Origin of the sequence: Frigoribacterium sp. Leaf164 (assembly GCF_001423665.1) — a bacterium.
In the GTDB taxonomy this organism is placed as follows: Bacteria; Actinomycetota; Actinomycetes; order Actinomycetales; family Microbacteriaceae; genus Frigoribacterium; species Frigoribacterium endophyticum.
Genome location: NZ_LMOX01000003.1, coordinates 566,714 through 592,001, shown reverse-complemented (window position 1 = coordinate 592,001; position 25,288 = coordinate 566,714). Strand labels below are relative to the sequence as shown.

The window sequence follows — 25,288 nt, the reverse complement described above, 5'->3', positions numbered from 1 at the left end:
GCCCTCGGCGACGTCGCCGGCCCGCACCGCGACGACCGAGAGGAGGCACCCGTGACCGACAGCACGATCGAGAGCGGCCCCGAGGCGCTCGGCAAGGCCGCGCTCCGGCGGCTGCGCGTGCGCTCCGAGCTCGTCGCCGAGGCCCGGCGCCTGACCGCCGCGGAGGGCCTGGCCGGCTTCACGATCGACGAGCTCTGCACGACGGTCGGCATCTCGCGCCGCACCTTCTTCAACCACTTCGCCTCGAAGGACGACGTGGTCGTGGGCATCGCCCTCGACGACGACGACGAGCCGCTGGAGGCCTACGCCGCGACCCGCCGCGACCCGGCGCTGCCGCCGTTCGCCACGACCTTCGACGACCTGTCGGCGATGCTCGTCGAGCGGATCCAGCACGTCGGCCTCACCCGCGCCCGCGCCGCCGAGTTCAAGGCCGCGCTCGACCGCGAGCCGCGCCTGCTCGGCAGCGTGATGCGCCAGGGCGACGAGCAGCAGCGGCGCATCGCCGCCGCCGTGGCCGCGCACGAGGGGCTCGACGTCTCCGACCCCCGCGTCGACGTCGTCGTGACCCTGATGACCGGCCTCGCGCAGCGCTCGATGGCCGCCTTCTTCACCGCTCAGGGCGACCAGGCCCAGCGCTTCGACGCGGTGCTCACCGACCAGCTGCGGCTCGCCCGCGAGCTGCTGGCCGCCGGCGCCGCCCCCGTGACACCCCCGCTCCGCACCACCGACCGAGAGGCGCCTCGATCCGCATGACGACCACCACCGAGAAGCGGGCCGACGCCCCCTTCCTGCTCACCCAGAGGCGCATCTGGATCATCTTCGGCGCGCTGATCTCGGGCATGCTGCTGTCGAGCCTCGACCAGACGATCGTCTCCACGGCCATGCCGACCATCGTCGGGGAGCTCGGCGGGGTCGAGCACCAGGCCTGGATCACCACGGCCTACCTGCTCGCGACGACCATCGTCATGCCGATCTACGGCAAGTTCGGCGACGTGCTCGGGCGGCGCAGCCTCTTCCTCGTCGCCATCGCGATCTTCACCCTCGCGAGCATCGGCTGCGCCTTCGCCACCGACTTCTGGATGTTCGTCGTCTTCCGGGCGATCCAGGGCCTCGGCGGCGGCGGGCTGATGATCCTGTCGCAGGCGATCATCGCCGACATCGTGCCCGCCTCCGAGCGCGGCAAGTACCTCGGCCCGCTCGGCGCCGTCTTCGGCCTCTCCGCCATCGGCGGGCCCCTGCTCGGCGGCTTCTTCGTCGACCACCTCACCTGGCAGTGGGCGTTCTACATCAACGTGCCCGTCGGGGTCGCCGCGTTCGTCATCGCCTGGATGGCCCTGACCCTCCCCAGCAAGAAGGCCACGAAGAAGGTCGACTGGCTCGGCGTCGTGCTGCTCTCGGCGGCCACCACCTGCCTCATCTTCTTCACCGAGTTCGGTGGCCAGGCCGACCACGGCTGGGGCGCTCCCGAGACCTGGCTGTGGGGCGCCGGCGTGCTCGTCGCGGTCAGCCTCTTCGTGCTCGTCGAGTCGCGGGCCGACGACCCGATCATCCCGCTCTCGTTCTTCCGCAACCGCGTGTTCGTGCTCGCCACGGCCGTCGGCTTCGTGCTGGGGATCGGCATGTTCTCGGCCATCGCGTTCGTGCCGACCTTCCTGCAGATGTCGTCGGGCGCCTCCGCGGCGGTCTCCGGCCTGCTGCTGCTGCCGATGATGGCGGGCCTCATCGGCACCTCGATCATCTCGGGCAACCTGATCACCAAGACCGGTCGCTACAAGATGTTCCCCATCGTCGGGACGGTGCTCACCGGCATCGCGATGGCCCTCTTCACGACGCTCACGGCCGACACGCCCCTCTGGCTGATCTGCGTGTTCCTGCTGGTCTTCGGCGCGGGCCTCGGCCTCATCATGCAGGTCGTGGTGCTCGTCGTGCAGAACTCGGTCGACGCGGCGAACGTCGGCACGGCGACCAGCACGAACAACTACTTCCGCGAGGTCGGCGCCGCGCTCGGCGTCGCGATCTTCGGCGCGCTCTTCACGAGCCGCCTCACCGAGAACCTCACCAGCGTCTTCACCGGCGCCGGGGCCTCGGCGGGCGACGCCGCGCAGTCGACGGCCACCCTCGACCCCGCGGCCCTGAACGAGCTGCCCGAGGCGATCCGTCGCCAGGTCGTCGAGGGCTACGCCGACGCGCTCGCCCCGGTCTTCGCCTACCTCATCCCCTTCATCGCCGTGGCGTTCGTGCTCGCGCTCTTCCTGCCGCAGATCGCCCTCAGCGACGTGGCCGGCATGGTCGCCCGCGGCGAGGCCGTCACCGGCGAGGAGGCCGACCGGCTCGAGGCGGAGGCGCGGGGCCGCACCGCAGGAGCGCCCGCCGCCACGTCCGCCGCCGCCGAGACCGCCACCGCCGCCGCCGTCGCCACGGGCGCGCCCGTCGCCCCGCTCGACGGCGCCGTGGGCGACACCGACCCGCACCCCGACTCCCCCCGCACCGACCGAACGGACCGACCATGACCTCGCGCAAGCTCCCCCGCACCTCCGTGCCCCGCACGATCGGCCGGGTGCTGCTCGGCTCCGCGCTGGTCTTCGCCGGCACCAGCCACCTCACCTTCGGCCGCGAGGACTTCCGCGCGCAGGTGCCCGAGTTCGTCCCGCTCAGCGAGGACGTCACGGTGCTCGCCTCGGGCGTCGCCGAGATCTCGCTCGGCGCCGCGCTGATCGCCCTCCGCGGCCGCCGCGTCACGGTCGGCTGGGTCGCCGCGATCTTCTTCACGGTGATCTTCCCCGGCAACATCGCGCAGCTCATCCACCACCGCGACGCGTTCGGGCTCGACACCGACACCAAGCGCGGCCTGCGCCTGCTCGGCCAGCCGCTGCTGATCGCCTGGGCGCTCTGGTCGACCGGAGCCTGGCGCGACCGGAAGCGCCGCCGCTAGCCGCACCGCGCCTCCCGCGCTCCGCCCCGCGCCCCTCCTCCCGCACCCAGGCGGGGCGGGGGGCGCGCGGCTATCGTGCACGGCATGACCGTCACGCTGCCCGCCCCCGCCCGACTCGACGACCGGACGGTCGTGATCACCGGCGCGAGCTCGGGCATCGGCCGCGCCGCGGCCGTCGCCCTGTCGGGCCTCGGCGCCACCGTCGCCGTGGTCGGGCGCAACGCGGAGCGCACCCGCCGCGTCGCCGACGAGGTCGGCGGCCGGGCCTACCTCGCCGACTTCACCGACCTCGCCGCCGTGCGCTCGCTCGGCGAGCAGCTGCTCGCCGACCACCCGCGCATCCACGTGCTGGCGAACAACGCCGGCGGCCTGATGCCCGAGCGCGGCACCACCGGCGACGGCTTCGAGACGACGCTGCAGAGCAACCACCTCGCGGCCTTCCTGCTGACCTCGATCCTGCTGCCGCGCCTCACCGAGACCGCGCAGGACGTCCCGCCGGGCGCCGTCCGCATCGTCCAGACGTCGAGCGCCGGCAACCTGATGGGCCGCGTCGACCTCGACGACCTCGACAGCTCGCGCGGCCCCTGGCTCGGCGGCATGCGGGCGTACGGCACGTCGAAGCTCGCGAACGTGCTCTTCACGCGCGAGCTGGCGCGCCGCCTCCGCGGCACCGCGGTCGACGCCTTCGCCTTCCACCCCGGCTTCGTCGCCTCGAGCTTCGGCGGCGGCGGCCCCGTCGTCAGCCTCGCCAAGAACCTCGCGATCAGCACCGAGCAGGGCGCCGAGCCCCTCGTCCGGCTCGCGGCCGCGGCGTCGGTGCCCGCCCCGAGCGGCAACTACTTCGACCGCCTGAAGGCCCCCGGCCGCGTCGCGTCGCAGGCCGGCGACCGCGAGCTCTCGCGCGGCCTGTGGGAGCGCAGCGCGGCGATGGTCGGCGTCCCCGCCGCCTGACGCCCCGGTGCTGCCCCCCGCCCTCCCCGCCCCCCCTGCCCCCCCCGCAGCCTCGTCCCCGGCGAACCACCGACTGATCAAAGAACCACGCTTCGCGATGGTTCTTTGATCAGTCGGTGGTTCGCTCGGGGTGAGGACAGGGCGGGCGCGGGGCGGGCGCGGCTACGCGCGGCTGCCGGCCTCGACGACGGTCTCGACCAGGCGCACGTGCGAGACGGCGACGCGGGTCGGCTGGCCGGCGAACGCCGCGGCCCGGCCCTCGCTGGCGAGGTACGTCTGCTCGAGAGCGGTGAACGCGGCGGCGTCGCCGGGCACGCTGACCGCCCAGGTGAACTGCTCGGCCTCGCGGTCGGCGTACGCGAACTCGACCGTGAAGCCCTGTGCGGTGCGCACGGGCACGATCTCGGCGTGGAACCACGCCAGGAAGTCGTCGAGCACCCCCGGCACCAGGTCGTAGCGGCGCAGCTGGACGGTCTTCGCGGAGGGCTCGGGGGTCATGCCGCCACCCTAGGGCGACCCCGGGGCCCCCGATGTTCGTCACACTCCGCCCGCGTGCCACAGAATGGTCGCGTGACGGACACCGAGACCCCCCGACGCCCTGACGGCACCTCCCGCGACGACGTCCGGGGCGAGGTCGACGCGGCCCTCCGCGCCGACGTGAGCTTCCTCGGCAGCCTCCTCGGGCGCGTGCTCACCGAGGCGGGCGGCCCCGAGCTGCTCGCCGACGTCGAGGCCCTGCGCGCCGCCGTGATCGGCGCCTACGAGGGCGACACCGACGAGGTGGCCAGGGCCCGCGCCCGCGACCTCGTCGAGTCGCTCGACCACGAGCGCGCCGAGCAGGTCGCCCGGGCCTTCACCTGCTACTTCCACCTCAGCAACCTCGCGGAGGAGCACCACCGCGTGCGCGTGCTGACGCGCCGCGGCTCGGGCCCCGACTCCCTGCCGGCCGCCGTCGAGCGGCTGGTCGACGAGCTCGGCGCCGACGAGGCGTCGCGGCGCCTCGCCGAGCTGCGCTTCCAGCCCGTCTTCACGGCGCACCCGACGGAGGCCCGCCGCCGCGCCGTCGCATCGACCATCCGCCGCATCAGCGACCTGCTCGCCGAGCGCGACATCTCCGCCAACGAGGTGACCGGCGCCGAGACGCAGCGCCGCCTCCTGGAGGAGATCGACACGCTGTGGCGCACCTCGCCGCTCCGCACGACGCGTCCGACCCCGCTCGACGAGGTCCGCACCGCGATGAACGTCTTCGACCAGACGCTCTTCGAGGTCGTGCCGACGGTCTACCGCCTGCTCGACGACCGCCTCCAGGGCGACGGCGCCGGTCGCGAGCCGGTGCGCGCCCCCGCCTTCATGCGCCTCAGCAGCTGGATCGGCGGCGACCGCGACGGCAACCCGCACGTCACCGCCGAGGTCACGCGGGCCGCGGCCGAGATCGCCTCCGAGCACGTGCTGATCGGCCTGCAGCGCGCGACCACGCGCATCGGCAGCACCCTCACCCTCGACGAGGCCGACACCCCCGGCGACGAGGGCCTCGTGGCGCTCGCCGAGCAGCAGCGGCAGCTCGAGCCCGACGTCGCCTCGCGCATCGGCATCCGCTCGCCGAACGAGAGCCACCGCCGCGTGCTGCTCTTCGTCGCGGCCCGCCTCGAGGCGACCCGCCTCGGCCAGGAGCCCCTCGCCTACGGCCGCCCCGACGAGCTGCTCGACGACCTCCGCACCGTGCAGCGCTCGCTGCGGGCCGCGGGGGCCGACCGTGCCGCGAACGGCGAGCTGCAGAACCTCGTGTGGCAGGTCGAGACCTTCGGGTTCCACCTCGCCGAGCTCGAGGTGCGCCAGCACTCGCAGGTGCACCGGAACGCCCTCGAGGAGGCGCGGGCCGGCGGCGAGCTCAGCCCCACCACCGTCGAGGTGCTGGAGGTGTTCCGCGTGGTCGCCGAGCTGCAGCAGCGCTTCGGGCGCCAGGCCGCCTCCCGCTACATCGTCTCGTTCACGCAGTCGTCGGCCGACCTCGCGAACGTCGTCGAGCTGGCCGAGCTCGCGCTCGGCTCGGCCGAGGCGGCGCCCGTGCTCGACGTCATCCCGCTCTTCGAGACGTTCGCCGACCTCGAGGCGTCGACGCGCATCCTCGAGGAGGCCCTGCAGACCGAGCCCGTGCAGCGGCGCCTCGCCGCGAACGGCCGCCGGCTCGAGGTCATGCTCGGCTACTCCGACTCGTCGAAGGACGTCGGGCCGGTCAGCGCCAGCTTCGCGCTCTACGACGCCCAGGCGCGCATCGCCGAGTGGGCCGAGCGCAACGGGATCGTGCTGACGCTCTTCCACGGGCGCGGCGGCTCGATGGGCCGCGGCGGCGGGCCGGCCCACGAGGCCGTCCGCGCCCAGCCGCCCGGATCGGTGGAGGGGCGGTTCAAGATCACGGAGCAGGGCGAGGTGATCCTGGCGCACTACGGCAACAAGACCATCGCCGCGCGGCACATCGAGCAGATGGCCGCTGCGACCCTGCAGGCGTCGAGCCCCGCCACGGCCGCGCGCAACGCCGCCGCGGCGGAGCGCTTCGCCCCGCTCGCGAGCGCGATGGACGCCGCCTCGAAGGACGCCTTCTTCGGCCTCGTCAAGGCGGACGGCTTCGCCCAGTGGTTCGCCACGGTCACCCCGATGGAGGAGGTGGGCCTGCTCGCGCTCGGCTCCCGCCCCGCGCGGCGCGGCCTCTCGGTCGAGTCGCTGGAGGACCTGCGGGCGATCCCGTGGGTGTTCGCCTGGACCCAGGCGCGCATCAACCTCGCGGGCTGGTACGGCCTCGGCTCCGCCCTCGCCGCGGTGGGCGACGTCGAGCTGCTGCGCGAGGCGTACGCGTCGTGGCCGCTCTTCACGACGATGATCAAGAACGTCGAGCTGTCGTTCGCCAAGACCGACGACCACATCGCCCGCGAGTACCTCGGCCTGGCCGAGCGCACCGACCTCGCCGACCGGGTGCTCGCCGAGATGGCGCTGACCCGTGAGTGGGTGCTCCGCGTCAGCGGCCACGCCGAGGTGCTCGAGGGCCGACCGGTGCTGAAGCGCTCGGTGCGCCTCCGCAGCCCGTACGTCGACGCGCTGTCGCTGCTGCAGCTGCGGGCGCTCCGGGGCATCCGCCGCGCGGTCGAGAAGGACCCGGCCGACGCCGACCACCGCCTCCTCCTGCTCACCGTCAACGGGATCGCCGCGGGCCTGCAGAACACCGGATGACCCCGGGCACCGGCACGGGCGCGGGGCCCGCATCTCCGACCTTCGGTCGATCCGGGCCCCGCGGGCCGCTCCGTAGGCTCGCCGCATGACCGCGACAGCACGCCCCGCGAGCCCGCCCCCGAGCCCCGCGGACGTCGGCCGTCCGGTCGACGACGACCGCCCGGGCGCCGCGGCGCGCCTCTGGTCGGAGACCTGGCGCTGGGTCGTCGCCGCGGTCGTGGGCCTCCTGCTCTTCGTGGTCGTCTGGTTCTCGGACCCCGCGGTGTCCGAGGGCCTCGGCGAGCCCCGCTTCACGCTGCTGGTGCTGCTCGACCTCGTGCTCGGGTCGGCAGCCCTCGTGCTCGTGCCCTTCCGGCGGCACGCGCCCCTGGTGGTGGCCCTCGTCGCCGTGGCGCTCTGCGGGGCCTCCGCGCTCGGCATCGGCGCCGCGGTGCTCGCCACCGTCTCGCTGGCGACCCGTCGTCGCCCGGTCGAGATCGGCCTCGTGTCGGTCGTCTTCGTCGGGGCGTCGGTGCTCGGCGACCGCATCGTCACGCAGGCCTCCGCGGCGACGCCCCTCTGGCAGCTGGTCGCGGTCTCGGCGCTCGTCGTCGCCCTCCTCGTCGCCGTGGGCCTCTACGTCGGGGGCCGCCGCGAGCTGCTGCGCTCGCTCCGCGAGCGGGCCCGCCTCGCCGAGGAGGAGCAGTCGCTGCGCCTCGCCCAGGCCCGCGACCACGAGCGCACGCGGATCGCCCGTGAGATGCACGACGTGCTCGCCCACCGGCTCTCGCTCGTGGCGCTGCACGCCGGGGCGCTCGAGTACCGCGAGGGGCTCGGCGAGGCCGAGACCCGGGCGACGGCCGGGGTCATCCGCGACAACGCCCGGGCGGCGCTCACCGAGCTGCGCGAGGTGCTCGGCGTGCTGCGCGACGGGGCGCGCGGGGGCGACGGGCCCGACGCCGACCCCGACGCCGACTTCGACGTCGCCGCCGCCGCCAGCGCCGCGGCCGTGCCGCCGCAGCCGACGCTGGCGGGCCTCGACGGCCTGCTCGACGAGGCCCGCACGGCCGGCGCCGCGGTGACGCTGCGGGTCGACGACGACACGCGCCGGGGGCTGGAGGCGCTGCCGACGTCGACCTCGCGGCACGCCTTCCGCGTCGTGCAGGAGTGCCTCACGAACGCGCGCCGTCACGCACCGGGGCAGCCGGTGACGGTCGGCCTCTCGGGGCGCCCGGGGCGCGAGCTGCGGGTGCGGGTCGAGAACCCGACCACGAGCACGGCGGGGGGCGCCGACGGCCTCGGCAGCGACGGCCTCGGCGGCGACGGCCTCCGCGTGCCCGGACGGGGCCACGGCCTGACGGGCCTGGAGGAGCGGGCCCGGCTGGCGGGCGGCTCGCTGACCGTCGAGCACGCCGACGGCCGGTTCACGGTGGAGGCGCGGCTGCCGTGGACGAGGTGACCCGCGACTCCCCGGGGCCGGCCCCCGTGCGCGTCGTCGTGGTCGACGACGAGCGCCTGGTGCGCGAGGGCCTGCTGCTGCTCCTCGGCGGCGACCCGGGCATCGAGGTGGTGGGCCAGGCGGAGGACGGCCTGGCCGCCGAGGCCGTCATCGCCCGCACCCGGCCCGACGTCGTGCTGATGGACATCCGCATGCCGCGCTGCAACGGCCTCGACGCCACCGCCCGCGAGCTGCGGCGACGGCCCGACCTCGCGGTGCTCGTGCTGACGACCTTCGACGCCGACGAGATGGTGCTCGGGGCGCTGCGGAGCGGTGCCCGCGGCTTCGTGCTCAAGGACACGCCGCCGGCCGAGCTGGTCGCCGCCGTGCACGCGGCCGCCGAGGGGCGGTCGACGCTCTCGCCGTCGGTGCTCGACCGGGTGATCGAGGTGGCGGCCGGGCGCGGCGGGGGAGCGGGGCCAGGAGCGGGGCAGGGCGTGGGCCCGGTCGCCGGCACCGGCGTGGACGCCGCCGTGGTGGTCGGCGAGGTCGAGCGCTTCGAGCGGTTGACCGAGCGGGAGGCGGAGGTCGCCCGGGCGGTGGCGCGCGGCCTCACGAACGCGCAGGTCGCGGCCGACCTCTTCATCACGCTCGCGACGGTGAAGACGCACGTCGGCCACGTCTACGAGAAGCTCGAGGTGGAGGGGCGGGTCGACCTGGCGATGCTGGTGCACCGGGTCGGCGGGGCGCGCTGACGTCACGCCCCGCCCTCGCGGGCGCGCGCGTCGGCGTCACGGAGGCGGCACGGCGGCCGATCGGTGCCATGATGCTGCTCACCCCTGCAGCATCCCCCAGCCCGGAGGTCTCCCCGTCGTGTCAGTCCGCCCCGCCCGCACCGGCAGCCCCGCCGCCGTCGTCCGCCTCGCCGCCCCGGCCCGCGCGTCGTCCGCTCGTCGCCCCTCGCGCCTCCTCGGGGGCGTCGTCGGCCTGTCGGCCCTCGTGCTGCTCAGCGCCTGCGCGACCGCGCCGAGCGACGACGTCGCCGCGACCGACAGCACGCACTGCGCCCGCATGGTCACGAACTCGGGCGGCCTCGACGACCGGTCGTTCAACCAGTCGAGCTGGGCGGGCCTCCAGGCGGCCCAGGCCGAGGACGGCATCGACGCGAAGGTGCTCGTGTCGACGAGCGAGACCGACCTGGCCCCCAACGTCGAGCAGGCCGTGGGCTCGGGCTGCGGCTTCGTGCTGACGGTCGGCTACGAGCTCGCCGCGGCGACGCAGGAGCAGGCCGCCGCGAACCCCGACATCGACTTCGCGATCGTCGACGAGAGCGTCGAGGGCGAGAACGTCAAGCCCATCCTCTTCGACACGGCGCAGGCCTCGTACCTCGCCGGCTACCTCGCGGCCGGGGTCAGCAAGACCGGCGCGGTGGCGACCTTCGGCGGTGGCAACCAGCCGCCCGTGACGCTGTTCATGGACGGCTTCTCGGACGGCGTCGACGCCTACAACGCCGCGCACGGCACCGCGGTCGAGCTGCTCGGCTGGTCGAAGGAGGCGCAGGACGGCTCGTTCACCGGCGACTTCGAGGACGTCAACAAGGGCAAGCAGCTGGCGCAGGCGCTGATCGACCAGGGCGCCGACGTGATCATGCCGGTGGCTGGGCAGGTCGGCGAGGGCGCCGCCTCCGCGGCCCTCGACGCGGGCGGCGTCTCGGTGATCTGGGTCGACAACGACGGCTACGACACGCTCCCCGAGGAGTACCGGCCGATCATGCTCACCTCGGTGATCAAGGACACGGAGCAGGCCGTGCAGCAGATCGCCGTCTCGTCGACCGACGACTCGTTCACGGCGGAGCCCTACGTCGGCACGCTCGACAACGGCGGCGTCGACATCGCGCCGTTCCACGACCTCGCCTCGTCGGTCCCCGCCGAGCTGCAGGCCGAGCTCGACGCGGTGCGAGCGAGCATCGTCAGCGGCGAGCTCGTCGTCGAGTCGCCCAGCGCGCCGTAGGGGGCGAGGGCGCCGGAGCGCGGCCAGTACGGCCAGAGCTGGCGCTGCCGCGGCCGACCTGCGGGTCCCGTCGCCCGGGAAGCACCCACGCCTACCGCTGATCCACTCTGGAGTGGATCAGCGGTGACGGCGGACCCTCCTCGAGGCCCCGAGGGCGCTCTCGAACCGCCGAGCGACAGGCCGGTCGGGAGGCGCGGGTCAGCCCTGCGGCCCGCTCGCGACCGTGAAGCGCTGGTTCGCCAGCACGGGCAGCGACCCGCGGGCGGCGTCGACCTGGGCGAGGTCGACGTCGACGACGCGGAGCTCGGGCGCCGCGCCGAGCTCGACGAGCACCTCGCCGAGCGGCGACACGACGACGCTGTGCCCCACCCCGGTGGGCGCGCCGCCCGAGGGCTCGACCCCCTGCGTCGCGGGGTCGCCCTGGCCCACGGCCACGACGACGGTGGTCGTGTCGACGGCCCGGGCCCGGGCGAGCAGCCGCCACTGCTCGACCTTGCCGGGGCCCGCGCCCCACGATGCGCAGACGAGGCTGACGCGCGCGCCCGCCGCGGCCGTCGCGAGGAACAGCGCGGGGAAGCGCACGTCGTAGCAGGTGGCCAGCCCGACGGTCTCGCCCGCCACCTGCACGGTGACGGCCCGGTCGCCCGGCTGCACCGACTCCGACTCGGCGTAGCCGAAGGCGTCGAAGACGTGCACCTTGTCGTAGTGGGCCCCGTCGCCGGGCGTGGGCCCCGCCACCAGCAGGGTGTTGCGCACCCGGCCGTCGTCGCCGGGCGTGAACGTGCCGACCACGATCGTCGTGCCGAGCCGGGCGGCGAGGCCCCGCACCGACGACGCCCAAGGGCCGTCCAGCGGCTCGGCGACCGTGCCGAGGTCGGCGCCGCCGAAGGCGCAGAGCGTCGCCTCGGGGAAGACGACGAGCTCGGCGCCGTCGGCCGCGGCGAGCTCGGCGACGCGCTCCACCTCCCGGAGGTTCGCGGCCGGGTCGGCGGTGCTGATGATCTGGGCGAGGGCGATGCGCATGGTGCTCCGTACTGTAGGCCAGCGGCCGCGCGCGCTCACCCCCGGCCGCGCCCGGCCACGCCCGGCCGGTCAGCCCCGCTCACCCCCGCGCGAGCCGCCAGAGCCGGTCGCGCGACATGGGCAGCTCGTGCGGCCGCATGCCCAGGGCGTCCCGGATCGCGTTCGCGAGCGCCGGGGCGACCGGGTTGTACGGCGCCTCGCTCATCGACTTCGCGCCGAGAGGCCCGAGGTCGTCGTGGGTCGCCGCGAAGAGCACCTCGGTGCGCGGCACGTCCGAGAACTTGGGCACGCGGTAGTTGCGGAGCGCGGTCGTGGTGACCCGCCCCTCCTCGTCGAGCAGGACCTCCTCGTAGAGCGCCGTGCCGATCGCCTGCGCGGTGCCGCCCTCGACCTGCCCGCGCAGCTGTTCGGGGTTCAGCACGGTGCCGGCATCGGCCGCCTGGATCGAGCGCAGCATGCGCACCTCTCCGGTCGACCGGTCGACGGCGACGCGGAACGCGTGCACGTTGAACGCGACCGAGCGCGGCGTGCCGTCGTGGCTGCCGTCGGCCGAGAGCGGACCGGCGGCGAGCAGCTGCCCGGCGTCGACGACGACGTGCTCGGGGTCGCCCCCGGGGGTGCGGGAGGCGCGGGTCACGACGACGCCCCCGGTCACCACCTCGGGCAGCGGGCCTCCGTCGACGACCGACGCCGCGCCTCCGGTGAGGTCGAGCGCCCGCTCCACCATCGCGGCCCGCAGCTTCTGCGCCGCGGCGAGCAGCGCCTTGCCGGCCACGACGACCCCGGCCGACCCGAAGGCGCCGGTGTCGTACCGCGCCACGTCGGTGTCGCTCTGCCGGATCGTCACGCGGTCGGGCGTGGTGCCGAGCACGGTCGCGACCAGCTGGCCGTGCACCGTGGTCGTGCCGTTGCCGAACTCGGCCGTGCCGACGGCCACGTCGTACCCGCCGTCGGACCGCAGCGCGACCGACGTGTCGGCGAAGTGGCCGCGGGGCGGCATGGTCGCGATCATCGCGAGGGCCATGCCGGTGCCGACGCTCCAGCTCGGGCCCTCGGGCACGACGTCGGCGGCGGCCACCGCGGGGTCGTCGCTCGGGGTCGCCAGGGCCCGCTCGACGAGGTCGAGGCACTGGTCGAGGCCGTAGCTGCCGTAGAGCAGGTCCGTCTCCTCGTCGGGGTCGGTGACGACCATCGGGTCGCCCGGCACGACGACGTTGCGGCGGCGCAGCTCGAACGGGTCGAGGCCGAGCTCGCGGGCCAGCTCGTCCATCGCCGACTCGACGCCGAAGACGACCTGGCCGAGGCCGTAGCCGCGGAACGCCCCCGACGGCAGGTTGTTCGTGTAGACGCTCTCGGCGTCGACCCGCTTGTTCTCGCAGCGGTACACGGAGGTCGACTCGTGCACCGAGTGGTACATGACCCCGATGCCGTGGTTGCCGTAGGCGCCCGTGTCCATCAGCTGGTCGACGTGCATCGCCGTGAGCAGGCCGTCGCGGGTGGCCCCGAGCCGCACGCGCACGCGCATCGGGTGCCGGGTCGGCACGACCGTGAACTCGTCGTCGCGGCTCATCTCGTACTGCACGGCCCGGCCGGTGCGCAGCACGGCGAGCGTCACGAGGTCCTCGGTCAAGAGCTCCTGCTTGCCGCCGAACCCGCCGCCGACCCGCTTGGTGAAGACCCGGACGGACTCCTGCGGCAGGCCGAAGACGTGCGCCACCTCGTCACGGACGAGGAAGGGCACCTGGCTCGAGGTGCGGAGCACGAGGCGCCCGTCGTCGTCGAGCCAGCCCCGCGTGGCGTGCGTCTCGAGCGCCGCGTGGCTGACCCGCTGGGTGCGCCACGTGCCCTCGACGGTGACGTCGGCGGCGGCGAGCGCGGCCTCGACGTCGCCCGTCTCGCCGTGCATCGCGGCCACGGTGTTGCGCTCGGGGAAGGCGATGCGCGAGACCTCGCTCGTCTTCTCGCCGTGCAGCAGCGGGGCTCCGGGGCGCCGGGCCTGCTCGGGGTCGAAGACGGCGGGCAGCAGCTCGTACTCGACGACGACGGCGTCGAGGGCGAGGCGCGCCTCGCGCACCGACTCGGCGACGACGGCCGCGACGCGCTGGCCGCGGAACCGCAGCACGGGGTCGATCACGAGCGAGTCGTCGGGGTCGTCCTCCCGGTCTTCGTGGCGGCCGGTCGAGAACAGCGTCGCGGGGGAGTCGTGGTGCGTGAGGACGGCGTGCACGCCCGGCATGGCCTCGGCGGCCGAGACGTCGATCGACACGACGCGCGCGTGCGGGTGGGGACTGCCGAGCACGGCGAGGTGCAGCAGCTTCGTCGGCGAGCGGAAGTCGAGGGTGTACTCCTCGCCGCCGGTCACGACCCGGAGGGCGGCCGGGGCCGTGGTCGACTGGCCGACGGCCGTGCCCGCGGCCGGCGTCGTCGTGTTGGCGACGCCGCAGATCGCGTCGCCGATCGCCCGGTAGCCGGTGCAGCGGCAGAGGTTGCCCTTGAGCAGCCGGGGCAGGTCGTCGTGGTCGGCCTCGGTGAGGGTCGACGCGGTCACGACCATGCCCGCGGTGCAGAAGCCGCACTGGAAGCCCGCGGCGTCGACGAAGGCCTGCTGCACGGGGTGCGGGTGCTCGACCGTGCCGAGGCCGGCGGCCGTGGTGACGGCGCGGCCGTCGAGGCGGTGCGCCGGCCAGATGCACGAGTGCACGGGCTCGCCGTCGACGAGCACCGAGCAGGCTCCGCAGTCGCCCGCGTCGCAGCCCTTCTTCACCGAGTGCACGCCGGCCTCGCGGAGCACCGTGCGCAGCACCTGGCCGGGCGCCACCGGCGCGTCGAGCTGTCGCCCGTCGACCTCGAACGAGACGGTCCTGCCGGAGGCGCGGCTCGGCACGGCCGCCTCGCTGGCGGTCGCCGGGCCGGTCACGCCGCCGCCGCTGGCTGCTCCTGGGGTGCTCACGCCGTGCCTCCTCGGGTCGGGGTGCCGGCCGACCGGGCCGGGCCCGGGCGGTGGACGAAGGGCCGCGCGGGCGGCGTCGGGGCGGGCGACAGCGCCTCGGCCCGCAGCTCGTGCGCGAAGAGGGCGCTGACGTGCCGTCGCCAGTCGGGGGCGCCGTGCGGGTCGTCGTACCAGGTGTCGACGCGGGCGAGCGCGTCGGCGAGGGCCCGTTCGCCGGGCACCTCGTCGAAGCGCAGCTGCTCGGGGCGCGTCGTGCCCGCCGTGACGGTGAGCACCCACTCGCCGTCGGGCGCCGTGCGGCTCGTGACGAGCGTTCCCGAGCGGCCCAGGGGGCTCAGGGAGACGCGGCGGAACCCGGTGCGCGAGCGCAGCGACCCGAGGGGCACCTCGAGCGACCGCAGCACCTCGCCGTGGCGCAGGGTGTTCTCGCGCACGCCCGTGACGAGCTCGACCACGGGCTCGCGGCGCTCGCCGCCGTCGGGGGTCCAGACGACGGCCACGGCGTCGAGGGTGCTGAGCAGCGACGTCATCGCGCCGGCGGGCAGGCTCGTCGCGACGTTGCCGCCGACCGTCGCCGTGTTCCAGATCTTGAACGAGGCGAGCAGGCTCTCGGCGCACTGGCGCACGAGCGGGTGCGCCGCCCAGCCGGGCTCCGCCGGCAGCCGCGTCAGCTCGGCCAGCGTGCACGTGGCCGCGATGCTCAGCACGTCGCCGACGACCTGGAGCGGGGCCCAGCCCAGGGTGGTCAGGTCGACGAGGCCGGTCAGCCCCGGCTGCGGCTCGGAGTACAGCCAGGTGCCGCCGCCGAGGGGCAGCTCGCCGGGGCCGAAGCGGAGCTCGCCCCGCGTCGTCGGGGTGCGCACCTCGCGCACGGTGATCAGGTCCACGACGGCACCCGCCCCCCGGTCGCGGTCAGTACAGTGGCGACCATGATCGACCTCCCCGAGAGCGAGCTGCGCGAGCGGCTGGCCACCGCATTGTCCGTGCAGCGCTGGGTCGACGAGGTGGCCGCGTCCGCGCCGTTCGACGACGTCGACGCCCTGGTCGGGGCCGCCACGGCCGCGGGCAGCCCGCTCAGCGAGGCCGAGGTCGACGAGGCCATGGCGCACCACCCGCGCATCGGCGAGGCGCCGACGGGCGAGGGTGCCGCGCAGGAGTTCAGCCGGCGCGAGCAGGAGGCGTCGGCGCAGACCGACGACCCGCAGCTCGCCAAGGCGCTCGCCGAGGGCAACGCCACGTACGAGGAGCGCTTCGGCCGCGTCTTCCTCATCCGCGCCGCGGGGCGCAGCCGCGCCGAGATCGTCGACGAGCTCGAGCGTCGGCTGAAGCTCGACGACGAGACCGAGAAGCAGGTCGTGGGCGAGCAGCTGGTCGAGATCGCCGCGCTGCGGCTGCGCCAGATGTTCGCCGCCGCGACGGCCGAGACCGGCCGCACCAGCGAGACCGCGTCGCCGCGGGAGCCCGCCGCGTGAGCCACGTCACGACGCACGTGCTCGACGCGGCGCTCGGCCGCCCGGCCGCCGGCGTCGCCGTCGACCTCTCCGACGAGGCGGGCACGCTGCTCGGCCAGGGCGTCACCGACGCCGACGGTCGCGTCGCGGACCTCGGGCCGGAGGCGCTGGTCGCGGGGGTCTACCGGCTCACGTTCCACACCGCAGCGTACTTCGAGGCCGCGGGCCGCGACTCCTTCTGGCCGCGCGTCGTGCTGGAGTTCCAGCTCGCCGACGCGTCGGCCCACCACCACGTGCCGCTGCTGCTCAGCCCGTTCGCCTTCACGACGTACCGCGGCAGCTGACCCGCCGGCCTGGGCGACCGCGGGCCGGGCGACCGGGGGCCGGGCGCCCCCGGCCGTGACGGGCCCTCGCACGGCGCTCAGTAGTCGGTGCGGTGGTCGTGGGCGAGCCAGGCCTCGAACGGCGCCGAGGCGTCGTCGGGGCGCGCGGCGACGACCGGGAGATCCCAGGTGGAGCGGTCGCGGCGGAACAGCTCGTAGAACTCGAGGTCGTCGAAGCCGCCCCGGGCCGCGTCGTGGCGGTCGGCGGCGTAGACCACGCGGTCGACCCGTGCCCAGAGCGACGCCGAGAGGCAGAGCGGGCACGGCTCGCACGACGTGTAGAGCGTCGCGCCGGCGAGCGAGAAGTCGCCGACGACCTGGCACGCCGCGCGGATCGCCGTGACCTCGGCGTGCGCGGTCGGGTCGAGGTTCGCCGTGACGCGGTTCTGGCCCTCGGCCACCAGCTCGCCGTCGCGCACGATCAGCGCGCCGAACGGCCCCCCGCCGGCGGCGACGTTCTCGACCGCGAGCTCGATGGTGCGGGCGAGCCAGCGGGCGTCGTCGGCCTCGGTGGCGGTCGCTCGGGTGACGGGTGTGGTGCTCTCTGCGCTCACGGCGCCTCCTGCTCGGTCGGGTGCCGCGGGGGCGGCGGGCGGTGCGGGTCGGGTGGCCACGGCGACGGGGCTCAGGCGAGCCCGGCCGACGCCCGCCAGGCGTCGCCCGCGGGGGCGGCGTCGTCGCGCGTGAGGGTGGCCTCGATCAGACCGTAGGGCCGATCGGCGGCCCAGAACACCTCGTTGTCGTTCGACAGGCCGAAGCGGTCGAGGTCGTAGGCGAAGTGGTGCTTGTTGGGGGCCTTGAGGCGGATCTCGGCGATCTCGGGGTGGGCCTCGAGCACCGCCTTGCCCATGTGCCAGAGCGTCTGCTGGAGCGCCAGCGACTGGAGGGTGGCGAACTCGCGCACCATCAGCGTCTTGACCGAGGCGTACAGGGCGTCCCAGTCGCGGTCGGGGTCGGCCGCCGCCGCGCCGGAGAGCCGCCACTTCGCGTCGAGCGCCGTCGCCATCACGCGGTCGTGGGTCTCGGGCAGGGTGGTGAACTCGTCGGTGAGGAACCCGGCGAACTCCGACCCGGTCGACTTCAGCAGCACGAGCTCCTTCAGGCCGGCCACGACGTGCTCGTCGTCGGCGTCGACCGTGACGGCGGCCGTGCGGACCTCCTGCCCCGTGCGCAGCCAGGTGTGGTCGTGCTCGACGCCGTCGACGACGGCCCGGGCCCACGCGAACTCCTCGATCTCGACGCGCGCGCCGACGACGGGGCCCACGTCGGCGACGAAGTGGCGCGCCAGGTCGAGGCCGAAGCCCTCCACCGACTGCACGCCGTGGGACTTGGCGAACGCGAAGGCGGTGTTCTTCTGCGTGTCTGTGGGCAGCACAGCCGACTGGTCGCCGGCGAGGTGGGCGGCCTCGAACGGGCCGCGGAGCGCGGTCGTCACGTTGAGGTCGCGGATCTCGTGCCGGGGGGAGTCGCGCACGATGCGCACCAGGCGGGACTCCGCCTTGCCGTACTGGTTGTCGCCGAGGATGATCGCCATGGCCGTGATCCTCACACGCTCGTGTGAACGCCGTGTTTCACGATGGGCCGTTTGTGAACGGATTGTTTCAGGACGGCCCTCGGGAGGGACGGCTCGTCGCCTAGGGTCGGGAGTCACCCGGGGCCGCCACGGGCCCCGCGCGACCAGAGAGGCCGTCGCCGTGCACCCCGCCCCCGCCCCCGTTCCTCCGCCCGCCGCCCCGTCCGCCGCGGCGCCCGTCTCACCTGCCGCGTCCGCCGCCCCGCCCCGCCCGGCCTGGCCCCTGCAGCCGGGGGAGGGCCCCGTCGCCGCCGGCCACTACCTCCCCGCGACGCCCGAGACGACGCTCTGGGGCCGCCTGCCCTGCGCCGCCGACACGGCGGTGCTGACGGTCGAGCCGGGCACGCGCGTCACGATCGACACGGTCAGCCACGAGGGCGTGCTCGACGACCAGGGCCGCGACCCGGTGCGCTTCTTCGCCGCCCACGGCGTCGCCGCCGACGACGTGCTGCGCGACGCGGTCGCGATCGCCGCCTCCGACGCCCACGGCCGCGACCCGCTCGTCGACGGGCCGCACCTCGTCACCGGCCCGGTCGCGGTGCGCGGGGCGCAGCCGGGCGACGTGCTCAGCGTGACGCTCGTCGAGGCCCTGCCGCGCGTGCCGTACGGCGTCGTCTCGAACCGGCACGGGCGCGGGGCCCTCGCCGGCGAGTACCCGCTGCAGGAGGGCCCGGTCAGCGTCTTCGCGGCGGTGGACGTCGAGCCCGACGGCTCGCTCGTCGGCACGCTGCCGGTGGTGCCCGGGGGCGAGCACGTCGTGCGCTTCCCGCTGCGGCCCTTCCTCGGCATCATGGGCGTCGCCGCCGCGGGCGCCGAGCGCCCCCACTCGGTGCCGCCCGGGGCCTTCGGCGGCAACGTCGACATCGCGCTCCTCACGGCCGGCACGACGCTGCACCTGCCCGTCCAGGTGCCCGACGCGCTCGTCTACGTCGGCGACCCCCACTTCGCCCAGGGCGACGGCGAGGTCGCGCTGACCGCGATGGAGGCGTCGCTGCGCGTGACCGTGCAGCTCGACCTCGTGCGGCGCGACGACGCGCTCGCGATGTTCGGCGAGCTCGCCGGGCCGCTCGGCGAGACCGTGGACGACCTCGTGCCGACGGGGCTCGACGCCGACCTCGACGAGGCGGTGCGCGCCTGCGTCCGTGCGGCGATCGCCCTGCTCCGGGCACGCTGGGGCATGGACGAGTCGCTGGCGTACGCCTACCTCTCGGCCGCGACCGACTTCGACATCTCACAGGTGGTCGACCTCGTGAAGGGCGTGCACGCCCGGGTGCGCAAGGCGGACTTCGCCGGCGTGCCGCTGGTGGGCGGCGACCGCGCCGTGACCCGGCTCGACCGCGAGGAGGCGGCCCGTGCCTGACGAGACCGCCCCCGGCCCGCAGCCGGTCACCCCGCAGCCGGTCACCCCGCAGCCGGTCACCCCGCAGCCGGTCGCCCCGCTGTCGATCACCACGCTAGAGGGCGGCGAGCTGCCCGAGGGCCTGCTCGACGCCGTCGTCGCCTACGAGGACGCCCTGCGCCGCGACGACGCCGCGGCCCTGGCCGACGCGTTCGAGCCCGGCCCGGGCAGCGTGCGCGTCGACGCGCAGGGCGTGCTCGTCGGGCACGACGCGATCACGGCGTTCCGGGCCCGGCGGGGCGGTGCGCCGGCCCGTCGCGTCGAGGAGTGCCACGTGCGCGTGCTCGACCCCGGCTCGGCCGTCGTGGTCACCGTCAACGCGCCGGCCGGCGGCGGCCGCGGCGTCGTCACCCAGCTGTGGAGGCGCGGGGCCGGGCAGCCGTGGCGGATCGCGACCGCGCACGTGCAGGCCCCGCGCCCCGCGGTCGACACGCGGGTGTGGCGGGTGGTGAGCGGGCCCCTGGTGCCGGCCCGCGCCTCCTCGGGGCCGCTGGCGGGGCGGACCGTCGCCGTCAAGGACCTCTTCGCCGTGGCGGGGCACGCGGTCGGCGCGGGCGTGCCCGCCTGGCTCGCCGAGCAGCCGGTCGAGACGGCGTCGGCCCCGGCCGTCGAGCTGCTGCTCGCCGCCGGGGCGAGCGTCGCCGGCCTGGCGCAGACCGACGAGTTCGCGTACAGCGTCGCCGGCCGCAACGGGTCGTGGGGCACCCCGCCCAACGGGGCCGTGCCGGGTGCGCTGCCGGGCGGCTCGTCGAGCGGCCCCGCCTCCGCGGTCGCGCTGGGGCAGGCGGACGTCGGGCTCGGCACGGACACGGGAGGCTCGGTGCGGGTCCCCGCCTCGTACCAGGGGCTCTGGGGGCTGCGGACGTCGCACGGCGCCGTGCCGCGGGAGGGCCTGCTGCCGCTGGCGCCGAGCTTCGACACGGTGGGCTGGCTGACGCGCGACCCGGCGACGCTGCGGGCGGCGGCGGAGGCGTCGCTGGGGGCGGCGCCCGGCGGGTCGGCGGGGCGCGCGCGGTCGGGTCCCTCGGGGGCTACGGGGCCGTCGGTCGTCGTCGATCCCCGGGTGCTCGCCGCGGTCGAGCCCGACGTCGCCGCGGCCTTCACCGAGGTCGTCGACGCGCTCGTCGACGACGGGCGGCTGCCCGGCCTCGCGGCCGTCGCGGTCGGCGACCTCGATGCGCTGTTCGAGCTGTTCCGGGTCGTGCAGGCCGCCGAGGCCTGGCGCAGCCACGGGCGGTGGATCGAGGCGCACCCCGGCGTCCTCTCCGCGGACGTCGCGGCGCGGTTCGCCGTCGGGGCGGGTGTCGACGCCGAGCAGGAGCAGGAGGCGCGGCTCGGCCTGGCGGAGGCCCGTCGCGCCCTCGACGCGGTGCTCGGCGACGCCGTGCTCCTGCTGCCATCGGCCTCGTCGTCGGCGCCCCGGCTCGACGCCTCGCCGGAGGAGGTCGACCGCGTGCGCGGGGCGACGCTCCGCCTCACCTGCCTCGCGGGCGTCACCGGGCGCCCCGCCGTCTCGGCCCCGCTGCTGCGCGTCTCCGGCGGGCCGGTGGGGCTCTGCCTGGTGGGGCCGCGCGGCTCGGACCTCGCGCTCGTCGACCTGGCGGCGTCGCTCGTCGGCTGAGGCGGCGGCGACGGCGGCGACGGCGGCGCCGTCGGGGCGATCGAGGTGACTCGTCCGGGGCCCGCAGTGCCACGGAGGGCCCCGTTCGAGTCGCCTCGGGGCGCGACGGCGTCGCGCTCGCCGTCAGGCGGGGCGGTCGACGTCGGCGCCGTCCCACAGGTCGGAGGCGTCGACGCGCTCGGCGCCGTGCGCGTGCAGCCAGCTCCGGGCGCCGGAGTCGCCGTGCAGCGTGGCCGCCAGCGGGGCCCAGTGGTCGCGACCGATCACCACGGGGTGCCCCGGGCGGCCTCCGAACTCCGCCTGCCGCAGGGCGCTCGCCGAGCGTCCGCCCTCGCCGTCGAGCAGCCGCGCGACCGCGGCCGGCGGCAGCCCCGGGAGGTCGACCAGCGAGACCAGCGCGCACCGCGCCTCCTCGGCTCCTCCTCCGGCACCGTCCGCCGCGTCGGCCAGCGCCCGGGCGACCTCCGGCCCCGCCGCGGCCGCCAACCCCGCGCGGAGCGACGCGGCGAGCCCCTCGGCCCAGTCGCCGGCCACGACCACGAGGAGGCGCGGGTCGGCCGGCACGAGACCGCGCGCCTCGCCTGCCCGCGCGCCGAGCACCACGACCACCACGTCGCAGCCCCCGTCGAGCAGCGCCGCGCACCCCCGCTCGAGCCAGGGCGTGCCGTCGGGGTCGCGGACGAGCGCCTTCGGCCGCCCCGCGCGCGCCCCGGCCCCGGCGGCCAGGAGCACGCCGACGACCCGGCCGCCGGGGGCGCTGCCCGCCGGTACGCCGGAGGGCGACGAGGGGGCACGGGTCGGCTCGGTCACGCCCCGATCCTCGCAGCCTCGCCGCCACCCCGCCGGACGGCAACACCCCTGAAACACGGGTTGCGTACGATGGCGGCATGAAACGAGCCTTCCAGCCGATCGACCCGCCCGCTCGCCTGCTGATGGGCCCCGGCCCGATCACCGCCGACCCGCGCGTGCTGCGGGCGATGTCGGCGCAGCTGGTCGGCCAGTACGACCCGTGGATGACCGCGACCATGGACGAGACCCAGGCCCTCTACCGGCAGGTCTTCCAGACCGACAACGAGCAGACCGTGCTCGTCGACGGCACCTCCCGGGCCGGCATCGAGGCGGCCCTCGTCTCGCTGATCGAGCCGGGCGACCGCGTGCTCGTGCCCGTCTTCGGCCGCTTCGGCCACCTGCTCGTCGAGATCGCCGGGCGGTGCGGCGCCGAGGTGCACACGATCGAGGTGCCCTGGGGCCAGGTCTTCACGGCCGAGGCGATCGAGCGCGCGATCGTCGAGACGCGCCCGGTGCTGCTCGCGGTGGTGCACGGCGACACCTCGACGACCGTCGCCCAGCCGCTCGAGGGGCTCGGCGAGGTCTGCGCCCGCCACGGCGTCCTCTTCTACACCGACGTCACGGCCTCGATCGCGGGCAACGCCGTCGACGCCGACGCGCTCGGGCTCGACGCCGTCACCGCCGGGCTGCAGAAGTGCCTCGGCGGGCCCTCCGGCTCGGCCCCGGCCACCTTCTCCGACCGGGCCGTCGAGCGCATCCGGGCCCGCGCCTCCGTCGAGGCCGGCATCCGCAGCGCGGGCGACCCGACCAGCGAGCGGCGCATCGCGTCGAACTACTTCGACCTCGCGATGATCTTCGACTACTGGGGCCCGCAGCGGCTCAACCACCACACCGAGGCCACGACGATGCTCTACGGCGCCCGCGAGTGCGCCCGGCTCGTCGTCGACGAGGGGCTCGACGCCGCCGTCGAGCGGCACCGCCTGCACGGCGCGGCGATGCTCGCCGGGGTGCAGGGGCTCGGCCTCGGCGTCTTCGGCGACGTCGAGCACAAGATGAACAACGTCGTCGCCGTCGAGATCCCCGACGGGGTCGACGGCGACGCGGTGCGCGGGCAGCTGCTCGCCGACTTCGGCCTCGAGATCGGCACGAGCTTCGGGCCGCTGCACGGCAAGGTCTGGCGCATCGGCACGATGGGCTACAACGCCCGCCGCGACACCGTGCTGACGACGCTCTCGGCGCTCGAGTCGGTGCTGCGCCGGGCGGGCGCCCGGGTCGCGTCGGGCGGCGGGGTCGACGCCGCCTACGACGTGTACGCCGACGCCGACCGGGCCGCGGCCCTGGCCGCGGCGACGGCCGGAGGCGCGGAGCAGGCGGGAGGCGCGGCGTGAGCCCCGCAGGAACGCCCCGCTCCGACGCCCAGGTCGTCCTCGACCGGTGCGACGAGCTCGCCCGGGAGAGCAGCGCCGCCCACGGCATCACGCGCGTGTACCTCAGCCCCGAGCACGCCCGGGTCAACGCGATCGCGGCCGGGTGGATGCAGGCCGCGGGCATGACGACCTGGCAGGACGCCGCGGGCAACCAGCGCGGCCGGTACGAGGCCGAGACGCCGGGCGCCCCCGCGGTGCTGCTCGGCTCGCACCTCGACACGGTGCCCGACGCCGGGCGCTACGACGGCGTCCTCGGCGTGCTGCTCGCGATCGCCGTCGTCGAGCGCCTGCACCGTGCCGGCACCCGCCTGCCGGTCGCGGTCGAGGTCGCGGCGTTCGGCGACGAGGAGGGCACGCGCTTCGGCACGGCCCTGCTCGGCTCCCGGGCGCTGGCCGGCACCTGGGACGACGCGTGGTGGCAGCTCGTCGACGACCAGGGCACCACGCTGCGCGACGCGTTCACCGCCTTCGGGCTCGACCCCGCGGCCGTGGCCGACGCCGCGCCTCCCCGGGGGTCGCTCGTCGGCTACCTCGAGGCGCACATCGAGCAGGGCCCCTACCTCGAGGAGGCCGACCGGGCCCTCGCCGTCGTCTCGTCGATCGCCGGGGCACGACGCTTCGAGCTCACCGTCACGGGCGTCGCCGGGCACGCCGGGGGAGTCCCCTTCCATCGCCGGCACGACGCGCTCGCCGGCGCCAGCGAGATCGTGCTCGCGGTCGAGCGCCTCGCCCGCGACGCGGGCTGCGTGGCGACGGTGGGCCGGCTGCAGGCGTTCCCGGGCGGGGTCAACGTCATCCCCGGCCTGGTCGAGGCCAGCGTCGACCTGCGGGGCGAGCACGACGCCGAGCGGGACGCCGTGTGGGAGGCGGTGCTCGCCGAGGCCGCGGAGGTCGCCGAGCGCCGCGGCCTCACCGTCGAGGCGCGCGAGACGCACAGCGCCCCCGCCGTGGTCGCCTCGCCCGCCCTCCGCGACGTCGTGCGCGAGGGCATCGCGGCGACGGGCGACGCCGACCCGATGACGCTGTTCTCGAAGGCCGGCCACGACGCGATGGCCGTCGCCGAGCTCACCGACTGGGCGATGCTCTTCGTCCGCTGCGGGGCCGGCGGCATCAGCCACCACCCCGACGAGATCGTCGGCCTCGCCGACGTGGCGGTCGCGCTCGACGCGTTCGAGGCCGCGGTGCGCGCCCTGGCGGCCCGGACGGCGGAGGCGGCGTGAGCGCGAGCGCGGACGCGGTCGCCGAGCCGGCGGGTCCCGTGCCGACCGACGCTCCGGTCGGCGCCTCCGACGCTCCGGCCGCCCCGCCCGAGGGCGGCATCCGCGACCGGATCGACTCCGGCTACGGCGCCCTCAGCCCGCAGGAGCAGCGGGCCGCCGACTTCATCCTCGACCACCTCGACGACCTCGCGGTCGTCACGGCGACCGAGATCGCCGAGCAGAGCGGGGTGTCGAAGGCGACGGTGTCGCGGCTGTTCCGCCGCCTCGGATTCACCGACGCCCAGGAGGTGCGCGAGCAGGCCCGCGCCGCGCGCGGCCGGGGCGTCCCCGTCGGGCCGACCACCGCCTGCGGCGACCTCGCCCCCCACGCGGCCTCCGAGCAGCGCAACCTGCAGCGGATGCTCGACGGCCTCGCCGACGGTCGCCTCGCCGACGCCGCCCGCCTGGTGGCCGACGCCCAGCGCGTCGTGGTCGTCGGGTTCCGCAACAGCTACCCCGTCGCGATGCACCTGCGACAGCAGCTCGTGCAGGTGCGCGACGACGTGCGCCTCGCCCCGCAGCCGGGCCAGTCGGTCGGGGAGGAGCTCGTGGGGCTGAGCCCGCGCGACGTCGTCGTGCTCGTCGGGTTCCGGCGACGGCCGGCCGGCTTCTCGGGCGTCGTCCGCTCGCTGGCCGAGCGCGGGGTGCCCGTCGTGCTCGTCGGCGACGCGTCGGCCCGCGCGGCGGAGGTCGCCGTGCGCCTCGAGTGCCCGGTCGACAGCCCCTCGCCCTTCGACAGCTACGCCGCGGCGATGAGCCTCGTGGCGCTCTTCGCGGCGGCCGTGCTGGCCGAGCACCCGCGCACCGGCCGCACCCGCGTCGGCGACGTCACCGGGCTCTACGCCGACCTGGCCGAGCTGGAGCAGCGGCCCGGTACGGAG

General features: G+C 75.8%; 22 protein-coding genes. 15 read left to right on the top strand and 7 right to left on the bottom strand.

Features of this window, described 5'->3' with window-relative positions; translation table 11 throughout:
- Nucleotides 1-51: 51 nt before the first annotated feature.
- From ASF82_RS10750 to ASF82_RS10735, 4 genes are all read left to right on the top strand, one after another.
- A complete protein-coding gene (locus ASF82_RS10750; RefSeq protein WP_056056875.1) occupies nucleotides 52-753 on the top strand; it encodes a TetR/AcrR family transcriptional regulator in 702 nt (233 codons plus the stop codon).
- Nucleotides 750-2,510, top strand: coding sequence for an MDR family MFS transporter (locus ASF82_RS10745; protein WP_082514570.1), 1,761 nt, complete (start codon nucleotides 750-752; stop codon nucleotides 2,508-2,510). Before ASF82_RS10750 ends, ASF82_RS10745 begins: the two co-directional genes overlap by 4 nt.
- Nucleotides 2,507-2,932 carry a DoxX family membrane protein gene (locus ASF82_RS10740; RefSeq protein ID WP_056056874.1) on the top strand — a complete coding sequence of 142 codons (426 nt, stop codon included), beginning with the start codon at nucleotides 2,507-2,509 and terminating at the stop codon, nucleotides 2,930-2,932. Before ASF82_RS10745 ends, ASF82_RS10740 begins: the two co-directional genes overlap by 4 nt.
- Nucleotides 2,933-3,016: 84 nt before the next feature.
- Entirely contained in the window at nucleotides 3,017-3,883 is an 867-nt protein-coding gene (locus tag ASF82_RS10735; RefSeq protein ID WP_056056872.1) for an SDR family NAD(P)-dependent oxidoreductase, read from the top strand.
- A 162-nt stretch (nucleotides 3,884-4,045) separates the two neighbouring features.
- Here ASF82_RS10735 and ASF82_RS10730 read toward each other — a convergent pair whose 3' ends face one another.
- Nucleotides 4,046-4,381, bottom strand: a complete 336-nt coding sequence (locus ASF82_RS10730; protein ID WP_056056869.1) for a hypothetical protein — start codon at nucleotides 4,379-4,381, stop codon at nucleotides 4,046-4,048.
- Nucleotides 4,382-4,453: 72 nt separating this feature from the next.
- On the opposite strand from ASF82_RS10730, the gene ASF82_RS10725 reads away from it, so the two are divergent.
- From ASF82_RS10725 to ASF82_RS10710, 4 genes are all read left to right on the top strand, one after another.
- On the top strand, nucleotides 4,454-7,105 hold the full coding sequence (locus ASF82_RS10725) for a phosphoenolpyruvate carboxylase (RefSeq protein ID WP_056056867.1): 2,652 nt from the start codon (nucleotides 4,454-4,456) through the stop codon (nucleotides 7,103-7,105).
- Nucleotides 7,106-7,190: 85 nt separating this feature from the next.
- Nucleotides 7,191-8,543 carry a sensor histidine kinase gene (locus tag ASF82_RS10720; protein WP_082514569.1) on the top strand — a complete coding sequence of 451 codons (1,353 nt, stop codon included), beginning with the start codon at nucleotides 7,191-7,193 and terminating at the stop codon, nucleotides 8,541-8,543.
- Nucleotides 8,531-9,277, top strand: a complete 747-nt coding sequence (locus ASF82_RS10715; protein WP_056056865.1) for a response regulator transcription factor — start codon at nucleotides 8,531-8,533, stop codon at nucleotides 9,275-9,277. The genes ASF82_RS10720 and ASF82_RS10715 overlap by 13 nt, the downstream gene beginning before the upstream one ends.
- 232 nt (nucleotides 9,278-9,509) lie before the next feature.
- Nucleotides 9,510-10,532, top strand: coding sequence for a BMP family protein (locus ASF82_RS10710; protein WP_056058987.1), 1,023 nt, complete (start codon nucleotides 9,510-9,512; stop codon nucleotides 10,530-10,532).
- Nucleotides 10,533-10,730: 198 nt separating this feature from the next.
- Here ASF82_RS10710 and ASF82_RS10705 read toward each other — a convergent pair whose 3' ends face one another.
- The 3 genes from ASF82_RS10705 to ASF82_RS10695 all read right to left on the bottom strand — a co-directional run bounded on the left by ASF82_RS10705 (nucleotide 10,731) and on the right by ASF82_RS10695 (nucleotide 15,392).
- Nucleotides 10,731-11,555: a carbon-nitrogen hydrolase family protein gene (locus ASF82_RS10705; RefSeq protein ID WP_056056864.1), complete on the bottom strand. Its 825-nt coding sequence runs from the start codon at nucleotides 11,553-11,555 to the stop codon at nucleotides 10,731-10,733.
- Nucleotides 11,556-11,634: 79 nt separating this feature from the next.
- Nucleotides 11,635-14,439 (bottom strand): molybdopterin-dependent oxidoreductase, encoded by a 2,805-nt coding sequence (locus ASF82_RS10700; RefSeq protein WP_056058984.1) that lies wholly within the window; start codon nucleotides 14,437-14,439, stop codon nucleotides 11,635-11,637.
- Nucleotides 14,440-14,501: 62 nt separating this feature from the next.
- A complete protein-coding gene (locus ASF82_RS10695) occupies nucleotides 14,502-15,392 on the bottom strand; it encodes an FAD binding domain-containing protein (protein WP_082514568.1) in 891 nt (296 codons plus the stop codon).
- Nucleotides 15,393-15,434: 42 nt separating this feature from the next.
- Here ASF82_RS10695 and uraD point away from each other — a divergent pair, with 42 nt between their 5' ends.
- Complete coding sequence (gene uraD / locus ASF82_RS10690; protein WP_156370080.1) at nucleotides 15,435-15,977, top strand: 2-oxo-4-hydroxy-4-carboxy-5-ureidoimidazoline decarboxylase; 543 nt, start codon at nucleotides 15,435-15,437, stop codon at nucleotides 15,975-15,977.
- Nucleotides 15,974-16,300, top strand: a complete 327-nt coding sequence (gene uraH, locus ASF82_RS10685; protein WP_056056861.1) for a hydroxyisourate hydrolase — start codon at nucleotides 15,974-15,976, stop codon at nucleotides 16,298-16,300. The genes uraD and uraH overlap by 4 nt, the downstream gene beginning before the upstream one ends.
- A gap of 77 nt (nucleotides 16,301-16,377) precedes the next feature.
- Here the strand turns inward: uraH and ASF82_RS10680 are convergent, their stop codons facing one another.
- Both ASF82_RS10680 and pucL read right to left on the bottom strand, forming a co-directional pair.
- Nucleotides 16,378-16,893, bottom strand: a complete 516-nt coding sequence (locus tag ASF82_RS10680) for a nucleoside deaminase (RefSeq protein WP_056056859.1) — start codon at nucleotides 16,891-16,893, stop codon at nucleotides 16,378-16,380.
- A gap of 71 nt (nucleotides 16,894-16,964) precedes the next feature.
- The gene (pucL, locus tag ASF82_RS10675) at nucleotides 16,965-17,873 is read right to left on the bottom strand and encodes a factor-independent urate hydroxylase (RefSeq protein ID WP_082514567.1); all 909 of its coding nucleotides are present in this window, start codon (nucleotides 17,871-17,873) and stop codon (nucleotides 16,965-16,967) included.
- 262 nt (nucleotides 17,874-18,135) lie between these two features.
- Between pucL and ASF82_RS10670 the strand changes: the two genes are divergently transcribed.
- Both ASF82_RS10670 and ASF82_RS10665 read left to right on the top strand, forming a co-directional pair.
- Nucleotides 18,136-19,272, top strand: coding sequence for an acetamidase/formamidase family protein (locus ASF82_RS10670; protein WP_056058978.1), 1,137 nt, complete (start codon nucleotides 18,136-18,138; stop codon nucleotides 19,270-19,272).
- Nucleotides 19,265-20,932, top strand: a complete 1,668-nt coding sequence (locus ASF82_RS10665) for an AtzH-like domain-containing protein (protein WP_235491266.1) — start codon at nucleotides 19,265-19,267, stop codon at nucleotides 20,930-20,932. The genes ASF82_RS10670 and ASF82_RS10665 overlap by 8 nt, the downstream gene beginning before the upstream one ends.
- 123 nt (nucleotides 20,933-21,055) lie before the next feature.
- On the opposite strand, the gene ASF82_RS10660 is transcribed toward ASF82_RS10665, so the two are convergent.
- Nucleotides 21,056-21,742: an NTP transferase domain-containing protein gene (locus ASF82_RS10660; RefSeq protein WP_200931998.1), complete on the bottom strand. Its 687-nt coding sequence runs from the start codon at nucleotides 21,740-21,742 to the stop codon at nucleotides 21,056-21,058.
- Between the two features lie 77 nt (nucleotides 21,743-21,819).
- Here ASF82_RS10660 and ASF82_RS10655 point away from each other — a divergent pair, with 77 nt between their 5' ends.
- From ASF82_RS10655 to ASF82_RS10645, 3 genes are all read left to right on the top strand, one after another.
- Nucleotides 21,820-23,109 (top strand): alanine--glyoxylate aminotransferase family protein, encoded by a 1,290-nt coding sequence (locus ASF82_RS10655; RefSeq protein ID WP_082514565.1) that lies wholly within the window; start codon nucleotides 21,820-21,822, stop codon nucleotides 23,107-23,109.
- Nucleotides 23,106-24,368, top strand: a complete 1,263-nt coding sequence (locus ASF82_RS10650) for an allantoate amidohydrolase (protein WP_056056858.1) — start codon at nucleotides 23,106-23,108, stop codon at nucleotides 24,366-24,368. The genes ASF82_RS10655 and ASF82_RS10650 overlap by 4 nt, the downstream gene beginning before the upstream one ends.
- Nucleotides 24,365-25,288: MurR/RpiR family transcriptional regulator (locus ASF82_RS10645; RefSeq protein WP_235491265.1), on the top strand; the 924-nt coding region annotated here is incomplete at its 3' end. The genes ASF82_RS10650 and ASF82_RS10645, both read left to right, overlap by 4 nt.

Bases quoted from the DNA above. Each gene is read 5' to 3' on its own strand.
- ASF82_RS10705 (WP_056056864.1), bottom strand. From the start codon at position 11,555: ATGCGCATCGCCCTCGCCCAGATCATCAGCACCGCCGACCCGGCCGCG.
- ASF82_RS10735 (WP_056056872.1), top strand. From the start codon at position 3,017: ATGACCGTCACGCTGCCCGCCCCCGCCCGACTCGACGACCGGACGGTC.
- uraD (WP_156370080.1), top strand. From the start codon at position 15,435: ATGATCGACCTCCCCGAGAGCGAGCTGCGCGAGCGGCTGGCCACCGCA.
- ASF82_RS10655 (WP_082514565.1), top strand. From the start codon at position 21,820: ATGAAACGAGCCTTCCAGCCGATCGACCCGCCCGCTCGCCTGCTGATG.
- ASF82_RS10720 (WP_082514569.1), top strand. From the start codon at position 7,191: ATGACCGCGACAGCACGCCCCGCGAGCCCGCCCCCGAGCCCCGCGGAC.
- ASF82_RS10740 (WP_056056874.1), top strand. From the start codon at position 2,507: ATGACCTCGCGCAAGCTCCCCCGCACCTCCGTGCCCCGCACGATCGGC.
- ASF82_RS10745 (WP_082514570.1), top strand. From the start codon at position 750: ATGACGACCACCACCGAGAAGCGGGCCGACGCCCCCTTCCTGCTCACC.
- ASF82_RS10730 (WP_056056869.1), bottom strand. From the start codon at position 4,381: ATGACCCCCGAGCCCTCCGCGAAGACCGTCCAGCTGCGCCGCTACGAC.
- pucL (WP_082514567.1), bottom strand. From the start codon at position 17,873: ATGGCGATCATCCTCGGCGACAACCAGTACGGCAAGGCGGAGTCCCGC.